The organism is Cloacibacillus evryensis DSM 19522 (genome assembly GCF_000585335.1).
GTDB lineage: Bacteria > Synergistota > Synergistia > Synergistales > Synergistaceae > Cloacibacillus > Cloacibacillus evryensis.
Map to the genome: position 1 here is coordinate 83,039 of NZ_KK073872.1, position 17,442 is coordinate 100,480.

At 61.1% G+C, this 17,442-nt stretch carries 8 protein-coding genes; 2 read left to right on the forward strand and 6 right to left on the reverse strand.

The window, feature by feature from the left end; all coding sequences use genetic code 11:
• Nucleotides 1–182: 182 nt before the first annotated feature.
• The gene (locus tag CLOEV_RS00365) at nt 183–8,144 is read left to right on the forward strand and encodes an Ig-like domain-containing protein (RefSeq protein WP_034441251.1); all 7,962 of its coding nucleotides are present in this window, start codon (nt 183–185) and stop codon (nt 8,142–8,144) included.
• 516 nt (nt 8,145–8,660) lie between these two features.
• On the opposite strand, the gene CLOEV_RS00370 is transcribed toward CLOEV_RS00365, so the two are convergent.
• The 4 genes from CLOEV_RS00370 to modA all read right to left on the reverse strand — a co-directional run bounded on the left by CLOEV_RS00370 (nt 8,661) and on the right by modA (nt 12,497).
• A complete protein-coding gene (locus tag CLOEV_RS00370) occupies nt 8,661–9,056 on the reverse strand; it encodes an endonuclease domain-containing protein (RefSeq protein WP_034441254.1) in 396 nt (131 codons plus the stop codon).
• 637 nt (nt 9,057–9,693) lie between these two features.
• Nucleotides 9,694–10,767, reverse strand: coding sequence for a sulfate/molybdate ABC transporter ATP-binding protein (locus CLOEV_RS00375; protein ID WP_008709830.1), 1,074 nt, complete (start codon nt 10,765–10,767; stop codon nt 9,694–9,696).
• Between the two features lie 9 nt (nt 10,768–10,776).
• Nucleotides 10,777–11,487, reverse strand: coding sequence for a molybdate ABC transporter permease subunit (gene modB, locus CLOEV_RS00380; protein WP_008709832.1), 711 nt, complete (start codon nt 11,485–11,487; stop codon nt 10,777–10,779).
• A 242-nt stretch (nt 11,488–11,729) separates the two neighbouring features.
• Nucleotides 11,730–12,497, reverse strand: coding sequence for a molybdate ABC transporter substrate-binding protein (gene modA / locus CLOEV_RS00385; protein ID WP_008709834.1), 768 nt, complete (start codon nt 12,495–12,497; stop codon nt 11,730–11,732).
• Between the two features lie 258 nt (nt 12,498–12,755).
• On the opposite strand from modA, the gene CLOEV_RS00390 reads away from it, so the two are divergent.
• Entirely contained in the window at nt 12,756–14,108 is a 1,353-nt protein-coding gene (locus tag CLOEV_RS00390; RefSeq protein WP_034444945.1) for a glutamine synthetase family protein, read from the forward strand.
• Between the two features lie 397 nt (nt 14,109–14,505).
• Here the strand turns inward: CLOEV_RS00390 and CLOEV_RS00395 are convergent, their stop codons facing one another.
• Nucleotides 14,506–15,876 (reverse strand): cobyrinic acid a,c-diamide synthase CobB, encoded by a 1,371-nt coding sequence (locus CLOEV_RS00395; RefSeq protein WP_034441257.1) that lies wholly within the window; start codon nt 15,874–15,876, stop codon nt 14,506–14,508.
• Nucleotides 15,873–17,411 carry a cobyric acid synthase gene (locus CLOEV_RS00400; protein ID WP_034441259.1) on the reverse strand — a complete coding sequence of 513 codons (1,539 nt, stop codon included), beginning with the start codon at nt 17,409–17,411 and terminating at the stop codon, nt 15,873–15,875. Before CLOEV_RS00400 ends, CLOEV_RS00395 begins: the two co-directional genes overlap by 4 nt.
• Nucleotides 17,412–17,442: the final 31 nt, after the last annotated feature.

A 17,442-nucleotide genomic window follows, 5' to 3' on the forward strand; every position in this document is an offset into this window, starting at 1 on the left:
CCGCCCGTAATTATTATACATCCCGTTTGTACATTCGAGGGGTAAAAATGTACATTCGCGCGCCATTTGCCCTTGACAGGCTTGAAAAAAGCGGCCCCGCGCTCATAATCGGGGTGCGGAGGCGGCCTTGTGCCCCTCCGCGGACGGAATCATCGTAATTAAGCAAAGGGAGGATATTATAAATGCGATTCATCAGGCAGATCATTCAACAATTGGGGCTTTCGCCCCGGGAGGGCGGCGGCGGCGCGAAGCGCTTCTGCCTGCCGCTGCTCGCGCTTATCTGCGCGGCGGCGCTGGGAAGCTGGCTGCTGATGCGCCCCTCGTCGGCGGCGATCACGCCGGACACGGCGTGGTATGAAAGCAACCCCCACGCCCGGGAATTTTACATCTCCACCTCGGCGGACCTCGCGGGGCTGGCGCAGCTCTTCAATGACAGCTATAATCCTAATTTATACGGCAAGACCTTCCACCTCTCCGCCGACATCGACCTCGGCGGAGTGCCGTGGACGCCGATCGGCAACGAGACCTACGTCTTCCAGGGAACCTTCGACGGCGGCGGCCACGCGGTGACGGGGCTTTATATCGACGGGAGCGAAGACTACCGGGGCCTCTTCGGCTATATCTTTAACGCGACGGTCAAGGACCTCTCCGTCTCCGGCTCCGTCACAACGACCGGGGGCAACGTCGGTGCGGTCGCGGGATGCGCTAATCAGAGCACGATAACCAACTGCGTGAGCGATGCCGCCGTCAGCGGCGGTTCCAATGTCGGCGGCATCGCCGGCAGCGTCGAATGCAGTATTTATGATCCCGTAGACATCTCCGGCTGCGTCAACGGCGGCAGGGTCTCGGGTAGAGAAAATAACATCGGCGGCATCGCCGGCGCACTTAACAACGCCATCGCCCGTGACTGCGCGAACGCCGGCGCGGTCACGGGCGGCGGCAGTGGGAACAGCGGCATCGGCGGCATAGTCGGCTACGGCAGCGGCGGGGGTGTTGTGAACTGCCTGAACCGCGGCGACGTCAGGGCGGAGAACGCCGGTGCCAACGCCGGCGGCATCGTCGGGTATTACTCCAATATAAGCGCGGAGTTCTGCACGAACATGGGGCGGGTCTACGGCGGCGGCTATGCCGGAGGCATATTGGGGAACCACTTTGCTGGGGATTCCACCGTCACCTCCTGCGCCTCCGTGGGAGGCGTGAGCGGCGGTGGGAGTAGGGGCGCGATAGTAGGCGGGGCCTTTTTTACAGGATCCGATGGAAGCCAATCTCGGTACGCCACTCTCTCCAACTGCCTCTGGTACGAGAGCGGCTCCGTGAACGCCGGCCTCAAGGCGGCGGGCGACGACGACGATGAGGGGAAATTCACCGCGGCGATGGCCGCCTCGGCGGACAATTACGGCGGCTTCATCGCCACCTACGCGCCGGACCCCTTTGCCTCCGCTATACCGGCGGGCAAGACGAAGAGGCTCTTCCGCAGCTGGCCCGGCGTAAAGGCGGGCGCGGTGACGGCGGTCAGCTATGACGTCTCGCCGGATATAGGCCTCACGCTCAGCGCGGACGTCAACAAATCCGTCGCCGCGACGATGACGACCAGCGGCGACTATCGGGTCAGCGCGACGGCGACCTTCACCCCGCTGCAGCTCGCAAGCGGCGACGTGACGCCCTACACCACGGAAAATATGACGCTGCGCGTCGGCGAGGGCTGGCCATATCTGCCGGTCGTATACGTCACGCCCAACGGCACGGGCGAGAAGGACGGCTCATCGTGGGCGAACGCGATGGGCGGCGCGGATTTCAGCGCGATGCTCAAATGGATAAACAGGCAAAACAGCGGCACGGCCTATGAGTTCCGCGTCGCCGCGGGCATATACGCGCAGAAGGAGACGCTGTATCTGTCGAAGGGCGTCAAGCTCTACGGCGGCTTCGCGGGGACGGAGACGGATATCGACGCGCGCGAGATCGCGAAGAACGTCACCACGCTGACGGCGGCGACTGGCGCGTCCATCAGCATCGTCACCGGCGGCGAGGACGCGACGTCGGCGGACACCGTGCTCGACGGTTTCACGATCACGGGCGGCAAGGGGACAGTACAAAGTGATGGGAATTATTACGGAGGTGGAATTTTCATCTCATCATCCAACCCCGCCATTGCCAACTGCGTGTTTTCTGACAATAATGCTTTTGCCGGAGGCGGTATGTTTCTTGAAAAGTCAAACCCCGCCATTATCAACTGCGATTTTTCCAATAACAGCGGCACTGCCGCCGGCGGCGCTCTGTATATGGAGTTCAGCGCGCCATATATTAAAAACTGCGCCGTGACAAACAACGTTGGCGGCGGCATCTATGGGCAGGATTCCAGCATCATCGCCGAGGGCTGCGTATTTAAAGACAATACCTATGCCAGTGGGGTAGGCGGCGGCGGAATCGGCCTTGTTGAATGGGACGACGGAGATCCAACGATTCTATCGTCGATAAAGGACTGTTCCTTCATCGGTAATTCCGCAAAGGCAGGCGGCGGCGGTTTATTTACGGAGAAACCCCTCAGTATCATAAACACCACCTTCAGCGGCAACAGCACGGACGTTAACGGCGGCGCGATTTGGTCGTATATAGAGCTGTCGATAGCCAACTGCACATTCAGCGACAACAAGGCTCCCAAGGCATTCGGCGGGGCCATTTCCGCGAGAGATAAGTTAGCGGTGGTCAACTCTGTATTCCGCAACAACAGCAGTAAAGCAGGCAACCCCGATATACACACGGAGATTAGCAGCGCTACGGCCACACTCCAACATTGCGTGATAAAAGAGGGCGGCGCGGGCGGAGACGGCGCGATCACCTCTTCCGACATCTTCACCGGCGACCCGAAGTTCCTCACCGCCTCGCCCGACGACAACGGCGGCCCCGTGCCGACGATGGCGGTCTCGGCGGGCGGCTCGGCATACCGCAACGGCCTCGCGCCGGGCGCGCATGAGATCGGCGGCGTCAGCGTCACCGTTCCCGCCGCCGACGCGCGCGGCGTATCGTTTGACGTGACCAGCGCCGACATCGGCGCTTACGCCTGGAAGGCGGAGGGCTTCTCCGTCAGCGGCAGCCTTGAACTGGCCGCGGGCGCTTCGGCGGACCTCGCGCCCTACGCGGAGGCGAAGCTCGTCTCGACGGACGTCCGCGATACGAACGCGGGCCGCGCGGCGGTGTGGACTAGCGTCAATACAGGCGTTGCCACAGTCGCGGACGGCGTCGCTTCCGGCGTCGCCAGAGGCAAAACGACGTTGACAGCCTCCTTCGGCACCGTCAGCGGCTCCCTGCCGGTGACGGTGCTCGCCGCGCACGGCGACGTGACGGAAGAGCGCATGACGGACACCCCCGACGCGAACGGTTACGGCTCCGGCGTGATCGCCGTCTCCTCCGACGCGAGGGAGAGCATCGCGATCTACGACGCGCTTGGTCTGCTCTCGGCCGACCAGAAGCTCCCCGCGAACATCGACCCGACCGCGAAGCCGATCGACGCGTCGAGCGTGGACGTGACGACGAGCGCGGATATCTACACAAGCGCCGACATCCGCGGCGCGGTGGCGCGCTATCTCAGCATAGACGCGGAGGCGGAGGGCGATTCGCCCTACAAGGTGCGCCTCGTCCAGGTGAACAACACCGTCGCCTCGCGCGCGGGAGAGGGCGATACGCTCTTCGCGAAGTTCTGGCGCTTCCTCACGAGCTTCTTCGGCGGTAATGCCGACGAGCACGCCGACGACTATCTGCCTTTGCAGACGAACTTCGTCATCAGCGAAGACCAGCTTCCGGGCCATCTCGCGTATAGGTTCGGTTGGCAAAAGAACTCTGAACAAGACTATAAGTTCACCTCCGACGACATGACGGAGTTTATCAGGGAGGTCAACCCCTTCGTCGTCGTCAGGAGCGGCGACGCCGTCGAGGCGCGCAGCCTCTACGACATCGTCAGCGGCGACGTGACGAAATACATCACCGTCGAGCGCGCGGGGACGACGGACACCACCAGCAATATCGATCACTTCACCTACACGATCAAGACGCGCGTGCTGCTCTTCAACAAGGCGGGCGCGGTGACGGTGGGCGCGGGCAAAGAGTTCGTCATGCCCGTGACGCTCTCGGACGACGCTAAGACGCGCGCAAGCGGCAACTACTTCCTCGTCGAGGACGGCGCGGCGGACGACAGATACGACCTCTGCCTCGCCTTCGCCGTGAAGACGCCGAAGGTGCTGCACGTCAAGCAAAACGGCGGCGCGGACGGCAAGAGCGGCGACGGCGCGACATGGGGTACGGCGCTGACAAGCGCTGACTTCGCCGACCGGCTGAGGCAGATAAACGGCGAGGTGGTTCCGGGCGCCGACGCATTCTACGCCGCCGACGAATACGGCTATGAGTTCTGGGTGGCGAGCGGCGACTACAGGCCGACGGCAGATGACGATAGCGGATACTACTTCGCGCTGACCTCGAACGTCAGGCTCTACGGCGGCTTCGCCGGCACGGAGAGGAGCGTCGACGGGCGCGCGGCGGGGAACGTGAGCACGCTCAGCTGCAAGCTGGCGGAGAACGAAACGTCCTCCGTGCTTGCCGGTACAGAGGTCAAAGGCGCGGTCGTCGACGGCTTCACCGTCAGCGGCGGTGCAAGCGGCCTCTATCTTGTGAACGCCGAAGTAAGAATAAGCGGCTGCCGCGTCGAGGGCAACACAGAGAGAGGCTTCTATGCATACTCTTCGCGCCTCGAGATCGAATCTTCCCTCATAGCCGCCAACGGCCGCAGCGGTATTGATTGTTGGTCCGGCGCCGTTACGCTGAAAGACAGCACCCTCACCGGCAACAAGACCGGCACTGCAGGCGGCGCGGTCTATATGCAAGGGGGGATCTGCGCACTGCGGGCGGAGAACTGCACATTCAGCGGCAACAGCGCGGAAAGTAACGGCGGCGCTGTCTCGTTTGTAGACAGCAGCGGCGAACTGCTGCTGGCCAACTGCACATTCAGCGGCAACAGCGCGGGAACTGAAGGCGGCGCTGGCGGCGCGATCGCCAACCCGCCGGCGGGATTCAAGATATACAACACGCTCTTCGCCGGCAACACGGCGACATCGGGCAAAGACGTCTACGCGCCGAACCAAGGCGAGCTCGTCAACTGCCGCTTCGACGCGGGCGGCATCGAAGCAGACAGCGTAGTAACTTCAAGGGACTGCACGACCGCCGACGCGCTCCTGCTCACCGCCTCGCCCGACGACAACGGCGGCCCCGTGCCGACGATCGCGGTCTCCGCGGGCGGCTCGGCCTTCCGCGCGGGCGTCACGCCCGGCACGGTAATCAGCGGCGGCTTCAAGACCCCGCTCACCGACGCGCGCGGCGTATCGTTCGACAAGGCGCACGCGGAGATAGGGGCTTACGCCTATGAGATAGCAAGCGCCGACGCCTACGTCAAGGCCGACGCGCCGGAAGAGCTCATTCTCGGCACGTCGTCCGACATCGACAATGTATTCTCGCTCGCGGCGCACCTGACGGGAACGGCCTCGCCCGACAGATACGCGGCCGCTTTCAACATCACAAGCGTCGCTTCGGACGTAATTTCCGTTGACAACGGCGCGCTGTACGCGCTGAAAACCGGCAGTTCAACGGTAAAGGCGGAATCGACGAAGGGAACGCAGGCGAACGGCAAGCCCGTAGAGTTCAGCGAGTTCAGCGGAGTAACAAAAACGCTGAAAGTTGCGATCCCCGTGGCGTCGCTCGACATCAGCGAGAGATCGCGCGTCATCCGCAGGGGCGCAAGCGCCCAGTTCAGCCTTGTCCTTCCGAACGGCTATACTTCGGCGGACATCGAGAGCAGAGATATTGCGTGGAGCCTTACTACAGGCACAGACTACAGCATAACGGCGGACGGGCTTTCCGCCACGGTGACGGCGGGTAATGTTTCGTTTGGCGCGTCTTCAACTATAACGGCGACGATCGCCGGTAAAACGTCCGGCGAGACAAAGACGCTGACGGCGGCTGTAAGCACGCCCGTAGGCGAAACGCCGAAGCCGCCCGTGACGCCCGCCAACCGCACCGACGGCGCCGGCGGCGAAAGCGGGAGCGGCATACTGGACATCGTCGGCACGAGCGAGGACTTCGCGATCTACGACGCGATGAAGGGCCTTGGCGCCGCGGCGAATCTGCCGGGCGGCATAAGCGCCGACGCGAAGCCGATAGGCGCGACGAGCGCGGACGTCGTCACCTCCGAAGACCTTTTCAGCGCGGAGCAGATAAAGGCCGCCGTAACGGAATACTGGGGGCTCGGCGCGGCCTCGGAAGACAGGGTGCGCCTCGTTGAGGTGCAGAACACCGTCGCCTCGCGCGCGGACGAGGGCGGAACGCTCTTCGCGAAGGTATGGCGCTTCCTCGTCAGCCTCTTCAAGGACGGCGGGAACGAAGCGCCGGACGCGAGCGACTATCTGCCGATAGAGGCGCACTTCACGATCGGCTCCGCCGACATCGCGGCGCTGCCCGACGAAGTGAAAGAGGGCCTCTCCGCGGGTAATCTGCTGTCGAAGGTGAACCTCTTCGCGGTAGTCTCCGAGGACGGCAAGGTCAGCGCGCGCAGCCTGGCGGACGCGGCAAGCGGAGACCTCGCGGCTTATATCACCGTCAGCGGCGGCAACGACGCCGGCTATACGGTGCAGACGCGCGTCATGCTCTTCGATATGAAGGGCGGCGTCTCCGGCGACGCGGAGGCAGACAAGGCGGCGGGCGCGAGGTGGGTGCAGCCGCTCAAAGTCAGCAGTCCCGACCAGAGGACCAACGAGAAGGACAACTACTTCATCGTCCAGGACGGAGCGGAGGACGACAGATATGACCTCTGCCTCGCCTTCGCGGCGAAGGAGCCGAACTATGCCGAGGTGAGCGTGACGGCCTCCGGCGACATCGAAAGCAACGACATTGAATACGCCAGATGGACCGTCAGCGGCGACGCGGCACAGCACGAGGCCGACAGCTCCGCCGACATCAGAGGCGACGAGCAGAGCGTGACGCTCATTGTGCCGGGCGGCTACCATGTGACGCTCTCCGACGAAACGCAGACGCTCTCGCGGGACGTAAAGATGATCTCAGCGGATGTGACCTGGGGCGGCGAGTGGAAGATAACGGCGCTCTTTGAAAAGATCAAAGCGGAGAGCGTGACGCTGGACAAGACGACGCTCGCGCTCGCCGTCGGCGGCAGTTATAAACTGACCGCGAAGGCCGCGCCCGCCGAAGCCTACGCCAACTACGCCCTCTGGACCTGGACGACGAGCGACGGGAACGTCGCCGAAGTCGCGGCGGACGGCACGGTAACGGCGAAAGCGGCGGGCAAAGCGACGATCACCGCCGCGGCGAACGACGGCAGCGGAGCCAAAGCGGAGTGCGCCGTAACGGTGAGGAAGAGCGCCGCCGACGACCCGGCGGGCACGCCGGCGGGGCCGGAGGCGGTGAAGCCGGAGGTCGTCACGCCGAACGAAAACGTCGTCCCCGTAACGCCGGGATATGTGACGGACCCCGTCAAACAGGAAGACGTTATGAATGAGATCGGCCTTAAAGCGGAAGACGCGGCTGTGACGGAAAACGGCAGCCTCACGGTGGCCGGCGGGCTCGCGGACAAGGCGGCGGGAGAAGTGATCGCCAACGACCCGGACACCGTCTCCAAAGACAGCGTGATCTCGCTGCCGGTGACGGTGAGCAGCGCCGACGAGGCGGGCATGATCCACGCGCTCGGCTTCAAGGTGAGCGGGGACGTATTCGGCAAAGTTGACGGCGTCGGCGAGATCCGCGTCCTCAAAATCTTCACGGACGGCGGCGGCAAAGCATTCACGGTCGTCACCGCGGCGGAGGCCATAGCGGACAAGACGGTGGCGCTTTACGACGCGAACAACGAAATAGTGACGGGAGCGATAGACGCGGCGGCGACCTACACGCTGACGGCCTTCGTCCTTGACGGAGGGGAATACGACCTCGGCGGCCAGACGGACGGCAAAGTCATAGACCCGATCGCGATAATCAAACAGGCGGAACCCCCCGTATCGCCGACCCCGACCGGCGGCAGCGGCGGCGGCTGCAACGCCGGAGCCGGAGCGCTGGCGCTGGTGCTGATTCCGATGGCGGTGAGGCGCGGGAAGCGGTAGTAAATCGGCGTAAATCGGCGTTTATACGCGCCGTCTGCGTCATAACTTGCCCTCTGAGTGTCCTCGCCGTATGACCAATACGGCTCCGGTACTCAGAGGGCAAGTTATTTAGCATCCGGCACGTCTAAACGCCGATTTACGCGATTGTAGGGAAAGATAAACCGCGATTTACGCTTTTAAAGCCTCCCTCGCCGAGGGAGGTGGGCCGGCGCGATTTTTGCGCCGGGTCGGAAGGAGTGTTGTACTGTTTGGCGCGGTTTTCCGCGCTAAACAGTGCCCGCGGCGCAAGCCGCGGAAGGGGCGGAAGAGGATAAGGCCAGAATCAAAACAAAACCCAAAGTCAACACTCCTCCAGTCTCGGCGGAAAAGCGCCGCCGAGCCAGTCCTGGTGTAACTACCAGCCGATTCGCACAAATCAGAAAAACACTGATTTGGCTCTCTGGCCGCCTCGGGGAGGGAGCCTTCAAAAGAGCAAAACACGGAACCCCAAGTCATCGCCTTTTCTTTTTTCCTTGATCATTCCCTTAAAAAGCCTTCGGGTTCCGGCAGATCGCCCTCTACCCGTGCCGTTACCGCCTTATCTATCGCTATACAGACCTCGTTAAAACAACGTTTTACATCGAAATTGGAAAAACGCAGCACAGCGAGTCCGAGTTTATGAAAACACTCGCTCCTCAGCCTGTCGTACTCCTCGCCCTCATCGGTGTAATGCTGTCCGCCATCGACCTCCACCACGAGCGCCGCACTGAAACAATAAAAATCGGCGATATACCGGTCTATCGTCTTCTGCCTCTGAAACTTTGCCGGATATCTGGATAAAAACTCATACCACAACCGCCGCTCCTCCGGCGTCATATTACGTCGAAGCCGTTTAGCAAGCGGTATGATATCCTTCCCATATCGTAAAGACATAATAGCAGAGCCTCCCTTTTATCGGCAGCGGAACGGTGTGACAGTGAGTAAGATACCATAAAACGAAAGCAACGGGAAAGGGCGCGAAGGAAGGAAAGGGCGCGGCTGGAAGCAAAAGCCTATATCAAAACAAAACCCAAGGTCAACACTCCTCCACCGGCTTCGCCGGAGCCCCCTCGGAGAGGGAGCCTTTAAAAGAGCAAAACAAAATCCAAGGTCAACACTCCTCCACCCGCCTGCGGCTGGGAGCTAAGCGATTCGCACAAAACGAAAAAACATCGTTTTGGCTCCCTGCTTATCGGAGAGGGAGCCTTTTAAAAAGCAGAACCCAAAACCCAAAGTCAACCCTCCTCCAGTCTCGGAGGAAAAACGCCGCCGAGCCAGCCCTGGTGTAACTACCAGCCGATTCGCACAAATCAGAAAAACACTGATTTGGCTCTCTGGCCGCCTCGGGGAGGGAGCCTTTAAAAGAGTAAAACACAAAACCCAAGGTCAACGATCCTCCACCCGCCTGCAGCTGGGAGCTAAGCGATTCGCACAAAACGAAAAAACATCGTTTTGGCTCCCTGCTTATCGGAGAGGGAGCCAAAGGTCTTAATAAGCCACCGGGCCCAAGGGCGAGCGCGGGGCGCGGCGTTTATGCCAGCAGGGGCATTACGTCGGCGGGGGAGACTTTCAGGTAGATGGTTTCGCCGGTATGGTATTTTTCCGCGAGCTCTTTTGAGAGTTCTATGCGTATCACGGCGAAGTTGCTCTCCGATTCGGTCTCGTTCGGGCGCACGGTGATGATCGCCGTGAAGACGTCGTCGCGGACTTCGAGGATCTCCGCCTTGATCGTGTTTTCATCGCGTTCGTTTTCGGGGACGGGGATCAGGTAGTGGGCACGTACCCCGACGTAGCGTGCGCCGTCCGGTATCGGGCGGGCGCAGGCGAAGGTCATGTTCCAGTCGCGCGCGCGCAGGCGGAGGCTGTCGATGATGTCGATGCGCGAGAAGTTTTTGCAGCCGGAAAGGATCGCCGCCGCGAGCGTCGGCGGCGCGTCGAAGAATTCGGCGACGGTTTTGACGGGTTCCGAGCGGCCCTGGTTTATCACGCAGACGCGGTCGCAGAGCCTGTAGACTTCGTCGCGGTTGTGCGAGACGTAGAGCGTGGTGCCGGAGTATTCGCGCAGTATCCGCGAGAGTTTCAGTTCAAGCTGCCAGTGGAGGAAGCTGTCGAGCGCCGAGAGCGGTTCGTCGAGCATGATCACCGCCGGGTCGCTGGCCATGATGCGCGCCAGGGCCACGCGCTGCTGCTGGCCGCCCGAGAGCTGGGAGGGGTAGTGGTCTTCCAGCCCCGTGATGAAGAAGCGCCGCGCGATCTCCTGATAGCGTTCTTCTTTGTTCGCGCTGCGTCCCGCGCCGTGTTCGAATACGGTCATGATGTTTTGCCGCGTCGTCATGTTGGGGAAGAGCGCATAGTTCTGGAAGAGCAGCCCCGTGCGGCGCTGCTGCGGTTTGAGGTTTATCCCTTTTTTTGAGTCGAAGAAGGTGACGCCGTCGACGATTATCTGTCCCTCGTCGGGCGTTACGATGCCGGCGATGCATTTGAGCGTCATGCTTTTGCCGCAGCCGGAGCCGCCGAGCAGCGCGAGCACTTCGTTGCCGGCCTCAAAATCCACTTCGAGCGAGAAGCTTCCGAGTTGTTTTTTAAAGTTGACTGTCGCGGACATGTTTTTCCCCTACTTCCGCTCGAATTCTTCGCTGAGCGTGTGGTTCACGGCCCGGCCCTTCGGCTGTCTGTAGCTGTTTTCGAGCATGTTTACCGCTACGAGCACGATGAAGGAGATCGCCAGGTTGACCATCACCCATTTGTAGGCCGCCGCGTCGTTGCCCTCGCGCCAAAGCTGGTAGACGGTCGTCGAGATCGTCGCCGTGCGTCCGGGAATGTAGCCGGTGACCATCGTCGTCGCTCCGTATTCGCCGAGGGCGCGCGCGAAGGCGAGCACGGTCGCCGCGAGGATGCCGTCTTTGCAGTTCGGCACCATGATGTGCCAGAAGATGTATGTGTTTGAAAGGCCGAGCGTCTGGGCGCTGTAGGTGAGGTTGTGGTCGAAGCCGTCAAAGGCCCCGCGGACGGTGCGGTACATCAGCGGAAAGGTGACGATCGCCGTCGCGAAGATCGCCGAATACCAGGTCATCGTAAGGCGGAAGCCGAATAGTTCCAGGACGACCGAACCGATGGGGCCGAGCGGCCCGATCGTCTTCAGCAGAAAGAAGCCGACGACGGTCGGCGGCAGGACCATCGGGAGCGTGAGCAGGCAGTCGAGGACGCCCTTGGTGAGTTTCGAGGTCTTGGAGATGTAATAGGCGGCGCAAATGCCGGTGAAGAATGTTAAAAAGGTGGAGATGCCCGCGATTCTTAGCGAGTTATATAAAGGAAACCAATCCAAAGTCCGTCACTCCCTGCGGCGGAAACGCCGTTTTCATTATAAGGCCGTTGTTGAAAAAAGCCAACCGGATCAAAGCCAATAACTCCCCCGCCGGCTTCGCCGGATTTAAACGGCCCGCACAAAACGAAAGAGCGTCGCGCCGGCTCCCTGTCTGTGAGGGGGCCAAAGCAGATTTAAAAAAGGGGCCGATGCGTTCGGCCCCTTCACACGAGGAGAGAGGAGAAGTTCTATTTGCCTGAATATTACTTCTCCGGGATTGCAAATCCTATCTTTTTAAAGACGTCGGAGCAGGCGTCGCCCTTGAGGAATTTCACGAATGCCTCGGCGGCCGCTTTCTGCTTGGTGTTTTTCATTATCGCCGCGGGGTAAACTATCGGCTTGTGCGTGTCTTTCGGAGCGGAGGCCACCACTTCGACGGCGTTAGATGTCGCCGCGTCTGTGCTGTAGACGATGCCGCAGTTGACCGCCGCCGCCGCCGTCTGCGCAAGGACTTCCTTGACGTTGCTGGCGAAGGTGATCTTGTTTTCTGACTTCAGCCTGTCCCAGATACCCATATTCTTGAAGATCTCTTCGGAATACTGTCCGACGGGGACGTCCGAGTTGCCGAGGGCGATGAGCTTCACTTTATCGGTGACGACGTCGCCGAAGCTGCGGATGTTCGTCGCGTTCTTGCCTTTCGGGACGATGAGGACGACCTTGTTGGCGACGATGTTGAAGCGCGTGCCGGGCATTACGAACTTATCGTTGATCGCGTTCATCTGCTTCTGTCCGGCGGAGATGAAGATGTCGCACTCGGCGCCCTGCTCGATCTGTGTCTTGAGCGTGCCGCTCGAGTCGAAGTTGTAGACGATCTTGACGTTGGGATCGACCTTCTGGTACATCTGCGCGATCTGATTCATCGATTCCGTCATCGAGGCCGCCGCGAAGACGGAGAGTTCCGTCGCCGCGAAGGCTGGCGCCGCCGCGAGGACTACGGCGCAAATCAGCGCTAAAAACGATAATTTCTTCATAATATTCGCTCCTTCAAATTTTACGAATCACGGCTGACCGCCGTATAGGTGTGATTATATCCCTTTAGGGCTGTTATTGCAATGTACTTGCGTTGCGTGGGAGGCAAAAATTTTTTGAATCCGGCGCGGATATTTTCGCCGGAAATAAAAAAGCCGCTCTTTGATTTCGGGGTTTTTCATGGTAGACTAACCGAGCCCATAGCTGACAAACAAATATTTGAACCGATAGTAAACAAAAAATTTTCTGGAGGGATAACAATGCAACTGGAACGGTACAACGGTCACGTGGAAGAGGCGGATTTTCTAAATCTCCTGATGGTCGATATTGCGGGAAATATCCGCAGCGTGTCGCTGCCGCACGGCTATGTTTCAGAAAAGGTGCTCAAGGAAGGGATCGGCTTCGACGCCTCGAATTACGGCTACGCGAAGGTGAACAATTCGGATATGGTGGCGATCCCGGACATGTCGACCGCCTTTTTCGAGCTCCGCGGCGATTATAAGATGCTGCATGTGCTCTGCGACGTCGTCTCCACGGAACGCGAGACGTTTGACCAGTATCCGAGGAACGTTATCAGGAACGCGCAGAAGTTCCTGCGCGACAAAAATATCGCCGACACGGCGAAGGTGCTGGTCGAGCTTGAGTATTATGTCTTCGAGGAGGCGGAGTACGCGAGCGGCATCGAGGGGGCTTTCTACCGCGTGAAGTCTTCCGAGGGGCTCGGCGACGGTTACAGCGACAAGCCGCGTGTCAGCCTGCACGGCGCTTACCACCGTATGCCGCCCGACGACAGTTATATGGATTTCCGCAATGAAACGGTAGCGCTCATGGAGGTGCTCGGCATTCCCGTGAAGTACCACCATCATGAGGTGGCGGTCTCCCAGTTGGAGATAGAGCTCGACTTCATGGATATGGCGCGCGCCGCGGATATGGTGTCGCTCGCCAAGTGGATCATCCGCCAGGTCGCTTCGGAGTGGGACCTCGCGGTGACTTTCATGCCGAAGCCGTTGTACAAGATGCCGGGCAACGGTATGCATGTCCACCAGTTTCTTGAAAAGGACGGCCGGTCGATTTTTCCCGGCGACGTGCTTTTCAATCTTTCGCAGGAGGGGCTCTCTTACATAGCGGGGATGCTTTCGCACAGCCTTTCCGGCAGTCTGCTCGCCTTCGCCTGCCCGAGCACGAACAGCTACCGCCGCCTGGTCCACGGCTATGAGGCCCCCGTCTCCGCGACCTTCGCCAAGGGGTCGCGCGCGGCCGCGGTGCGTATCCCCGGTTATGTGCCCAAGGATGAGACGCGCGTCGAATACCGCACGGGCGACGCCTCCTGCAATCTTTATTTCTTCCTCGCGGCAATGGTGCTCGCGGGCGCGGACGGCATCATCCGGAAGCTGGACCCCGTGGCCTTAGGCTATCAGAGCCAGGACGCGAAGGAGGAGCTCACCTTCCCGCTGAATCTCAACGCCGTGCTCGACGGAGCGGAGAGGGACAGGGAGTACCTCGCCCCGGCCTTCCCGGACAAGCTCTTAGAGCTCTGGACGAAGGCCAAGCGCGCGGAGGCGGAGTATATTTATAACGCGCCGACTCCGCAGGAGTACGAGCTTTACTTCTAAGGAGCGTTTATAAGCGCGACTAACTTCATAACCGGGGGCTTGCCAATGTTCGCCGCACTCTAGTGCGCCTCCGCTCGGCAGGCCCCCGGTTATTTCGTGATTCGCGCTCGTAAGCGCCGGTTTACTCGATGGCGGGGAAACGATGAACAGCGGTCAAAGAGGGAGCCGAGAATCTTTGCTAAGCCGCTGTTTGTCCCCGTCGCTCCGGGCATTACAAGGCGGAATCTAAAAGAAGTTCACGGCATGTAATCCATCGTCAGCGAATTTTGTTCGATCGCATATTTGTCGGCTTGTATGTTTTGTAAAGTGCGTTTTACGAAACTGTGTACATCGTGGGTTTTGTAAAACGTATTTTATAAAACTTAGGCCGCAAGTGAGCGTATTCAGGCCGCGCGGGTCAGGCGTTATCGCGGAATTCTTTGCATTTTTCCACGAAGAGTTCGGCGGCTTTCGGGAAGCCGGCGAAGTGGAGGTGGAGGTAGGAGCCGAGGATGTTTTTGTCGGCCCAGCCGCCGGGGTATTTTTCTCCGGTGCGGTTTTTGGTGAAGAGGAAGGCGCGGGGGATCTCTCCGTCTGGTTCGGCGCTGGAGAAGTGGAATTCGTGGCCGCGCAGCTCTTCGCCTTTTTTCGCGACGACGTTGTCGGAGAGCGCCTTTGCCGTGACGTAGCCGACGGTGCGCAGGCTGTCGTTCATTTTGCAGCTCATGGGGATGACGCCGCACATCCTGTGCGCCGCGCCGTCGAAGTCTTTTATTTCGCGCGTGAGGTACATGAAGCCGCCGCATTCGGCGTATATGGGCATGTCCGCCGCCGCGGCGCGCGCGATCGACTCTTTCATCGAGGCGTTTGCCGCGAGGCGCGCGGCGAAGATCTCGGGGAAGCCGCCGCCGAAGATGAGGCCGTGGCAGTCGGGGATTTTTTCGTCGTTGAGCGGGCTGAAGCCGATTATTTCCGCCCCCGCCGCCTCAAGGACGGCGACGCTTTCGGGGTAGTAGAAGGAGAAGGCTTCGTCGCGCGCGACGGCGATCTTTACTTTTTTTTCAGAGCGCGGCGCGGCGGCGGCCTCCGGCGCGATCGGCGGGGCGCTTGCCGCGATTTTCAGGAGCGCCTCGAGGTCGACGGCGGGCTCGATCATTTTTCTGATGTTTTCGATGTGCTCGCGGTTGCTGTTTTCTTCCACCGGCAGCAGTCCGAGGTGACGTTCTTTGACCTCCGCCTCTTTGTTGCGCGGCACCGCGCCCAGCACGGGCAGGCCGGCGCGTTCTATCGCTTCCGCGCACATCGCGCGGTGGTTTTCGGAGCCGTAACGGTTGATGATGACGCCGCGAATGTCCACTTCGGGGTCGTAGTCGCGGAAGCCTTTGGCGATCGCCGCCGCGCTTTCGCCCATCGAACGGACGTCGATGACGAGCAGCACGGGCGCGCCGAGGGCTTTCGCGATCCGCGCGGTGCTGCTGACGCCGCCGCGCCCACCGTCGTAGAGCCCCATGACGCCCTCGATGATCGAGATGTCGGCCTCTTCGGAGGCGGAGAGGAATATCTTTTTCATCGCCGCTTCGCCGGTGAGCCAGGTGTCGAGGTTGTCGGCGCGCCCGCCCGCCGCGAGCCCCAGGTAGCCGGGGTCGATGTAGTCGGGGCCGACTTTGTAGGGGTGTACGCGCAGGCCGCGCGCGGCGAGCGCCGCTATGATGCCGCTCGTTATCGTCGTTTTGCCGCTGCCGCTCTGTGTCGCGGCTATCAGCAGGCGGGGACGTTCGGAGCGGCTCATTTCGCGCCCTCTTTCGGAGCCTTCGTCAGGCGCATGATCTCTTTGACGATGTAGTCGATGTCGAGGTTTTTTCGCGCCTGCGCCGCGAGGGCGTCGTAGGCCGCCTCTTTGGCCGCCGTCGTGGAGACCGGTCCGCGCTCTGGCAGGCCGCGTTTTTTGCGCAGGCGGTTGAGCCATTCGGCGCGGAAGAGGTCGTTGTGGAAGGCGTTGTGGAGGTAGCTGCCGGCGGCGCGCAGTTCTCCGTCGGCGAGGCCGTCCGGCTTGCCGTCGAGCTCGAAGAGCGGCGCGAAGCCGGGCTCGTCGCGCAGCGGGCGCGTCTCGCCGAAGTGTATCTCGTAGCCTTCGACGGGCGTCTCCCCTTTGAAGCAGGGGTGTATCGCGTGCCCGCGGCGGCGGACGGTCGTCTTTTCCTCGCCGAAGGCGGTGGCCGCGGGCAGCAGTCCGAGCCCCTCGATCGCGGGTATTTTGTCGTTGTCGCGGAGGAAGCGGTCGTCTATCTCTTCGCCCATCATCTGGTAGCCGCCGCAGAGGCCGTAGACTGTGCCGCCATGCCGGTAGAAGCGGCGTATCCCGTCGGCGAGGCCCGAGTCGAGCAGGTATTTCATGTCGAGCACGGTGCTCTTCGTCCCGGGCAGGATGACGGCGTCGAGCGAGGCGGTCTGGGCGGGGGCGGCGAGTTCGACGATCTCGACGTCGGGTTCAAAGCGAAATGCCTCGATGTCGGTGTGGTTGGAGACGCGCGGAAATTTGACGACGCCGACGCGGAGTTTTTCCCCGGCTTGACCGTCTCCGCCCCTCGTCCAGTTGATGCTCATGATGTCTTCGCCCTCGATGACGATGTCGGTGAGCCAGGGCATGACGCCGACGACTTTGACGCCGGTCTTTTTTTCGGTGAACGCCACCGCGTCCTCGAAGAGCGAGAGGTCGCCGCGGAATTTGTTGAAGATGATCCCCTTGACGCGGCGGCGGTCGCGGCCGAGCAGTTCAAGGGTGCCGACGACGGAGGCGATCGCGCCGCCGCGGTCGACGTCCGCGACGAGCAGCACGGGGATGTCGGCCTCGTTCGCGACGCGCATGTTGACGATCTCCGCGGCGTTCAAGTTGACCTCCGCCGGGCTTCCCGCTCCCTCGCAGACCATCACCTCGTATTTTTCGTCGATGAGGGCGAGCGCCTCGCGCAGGGTTTCGAGCCCTTTGCCCATCGTGAAGGTGCGGTAGTAGTTTTTATCGCAGGGGGCGTCGAATACTTTGCCCATCAGCACGATCTCCGAGGAGGTGTCTTTGCGCGGCTTGAGCAGTATCGGGTTCATGTAGGTCCGCGGTTCGACGCGCGCCGCCTCGGCCTGCACTCCCTGCGCGCGCCCCATTTCGAGGCCGTCGGGGGTGACGCAGGAGTTGTTGGACATGTTCTGCGATTTGAAGGGGCAGACGGCGTATCCCATATCGGAGAATATGCGGCAGAGCGCGGTGGTGATGAAGCTTTTGCCCGCGTCGCTCGAGGTCCCCTGTATCATGATGCCGGTGCAGTTTTTCATAATTCTCACCTCGGTTGTTGTTTCGGTCAGC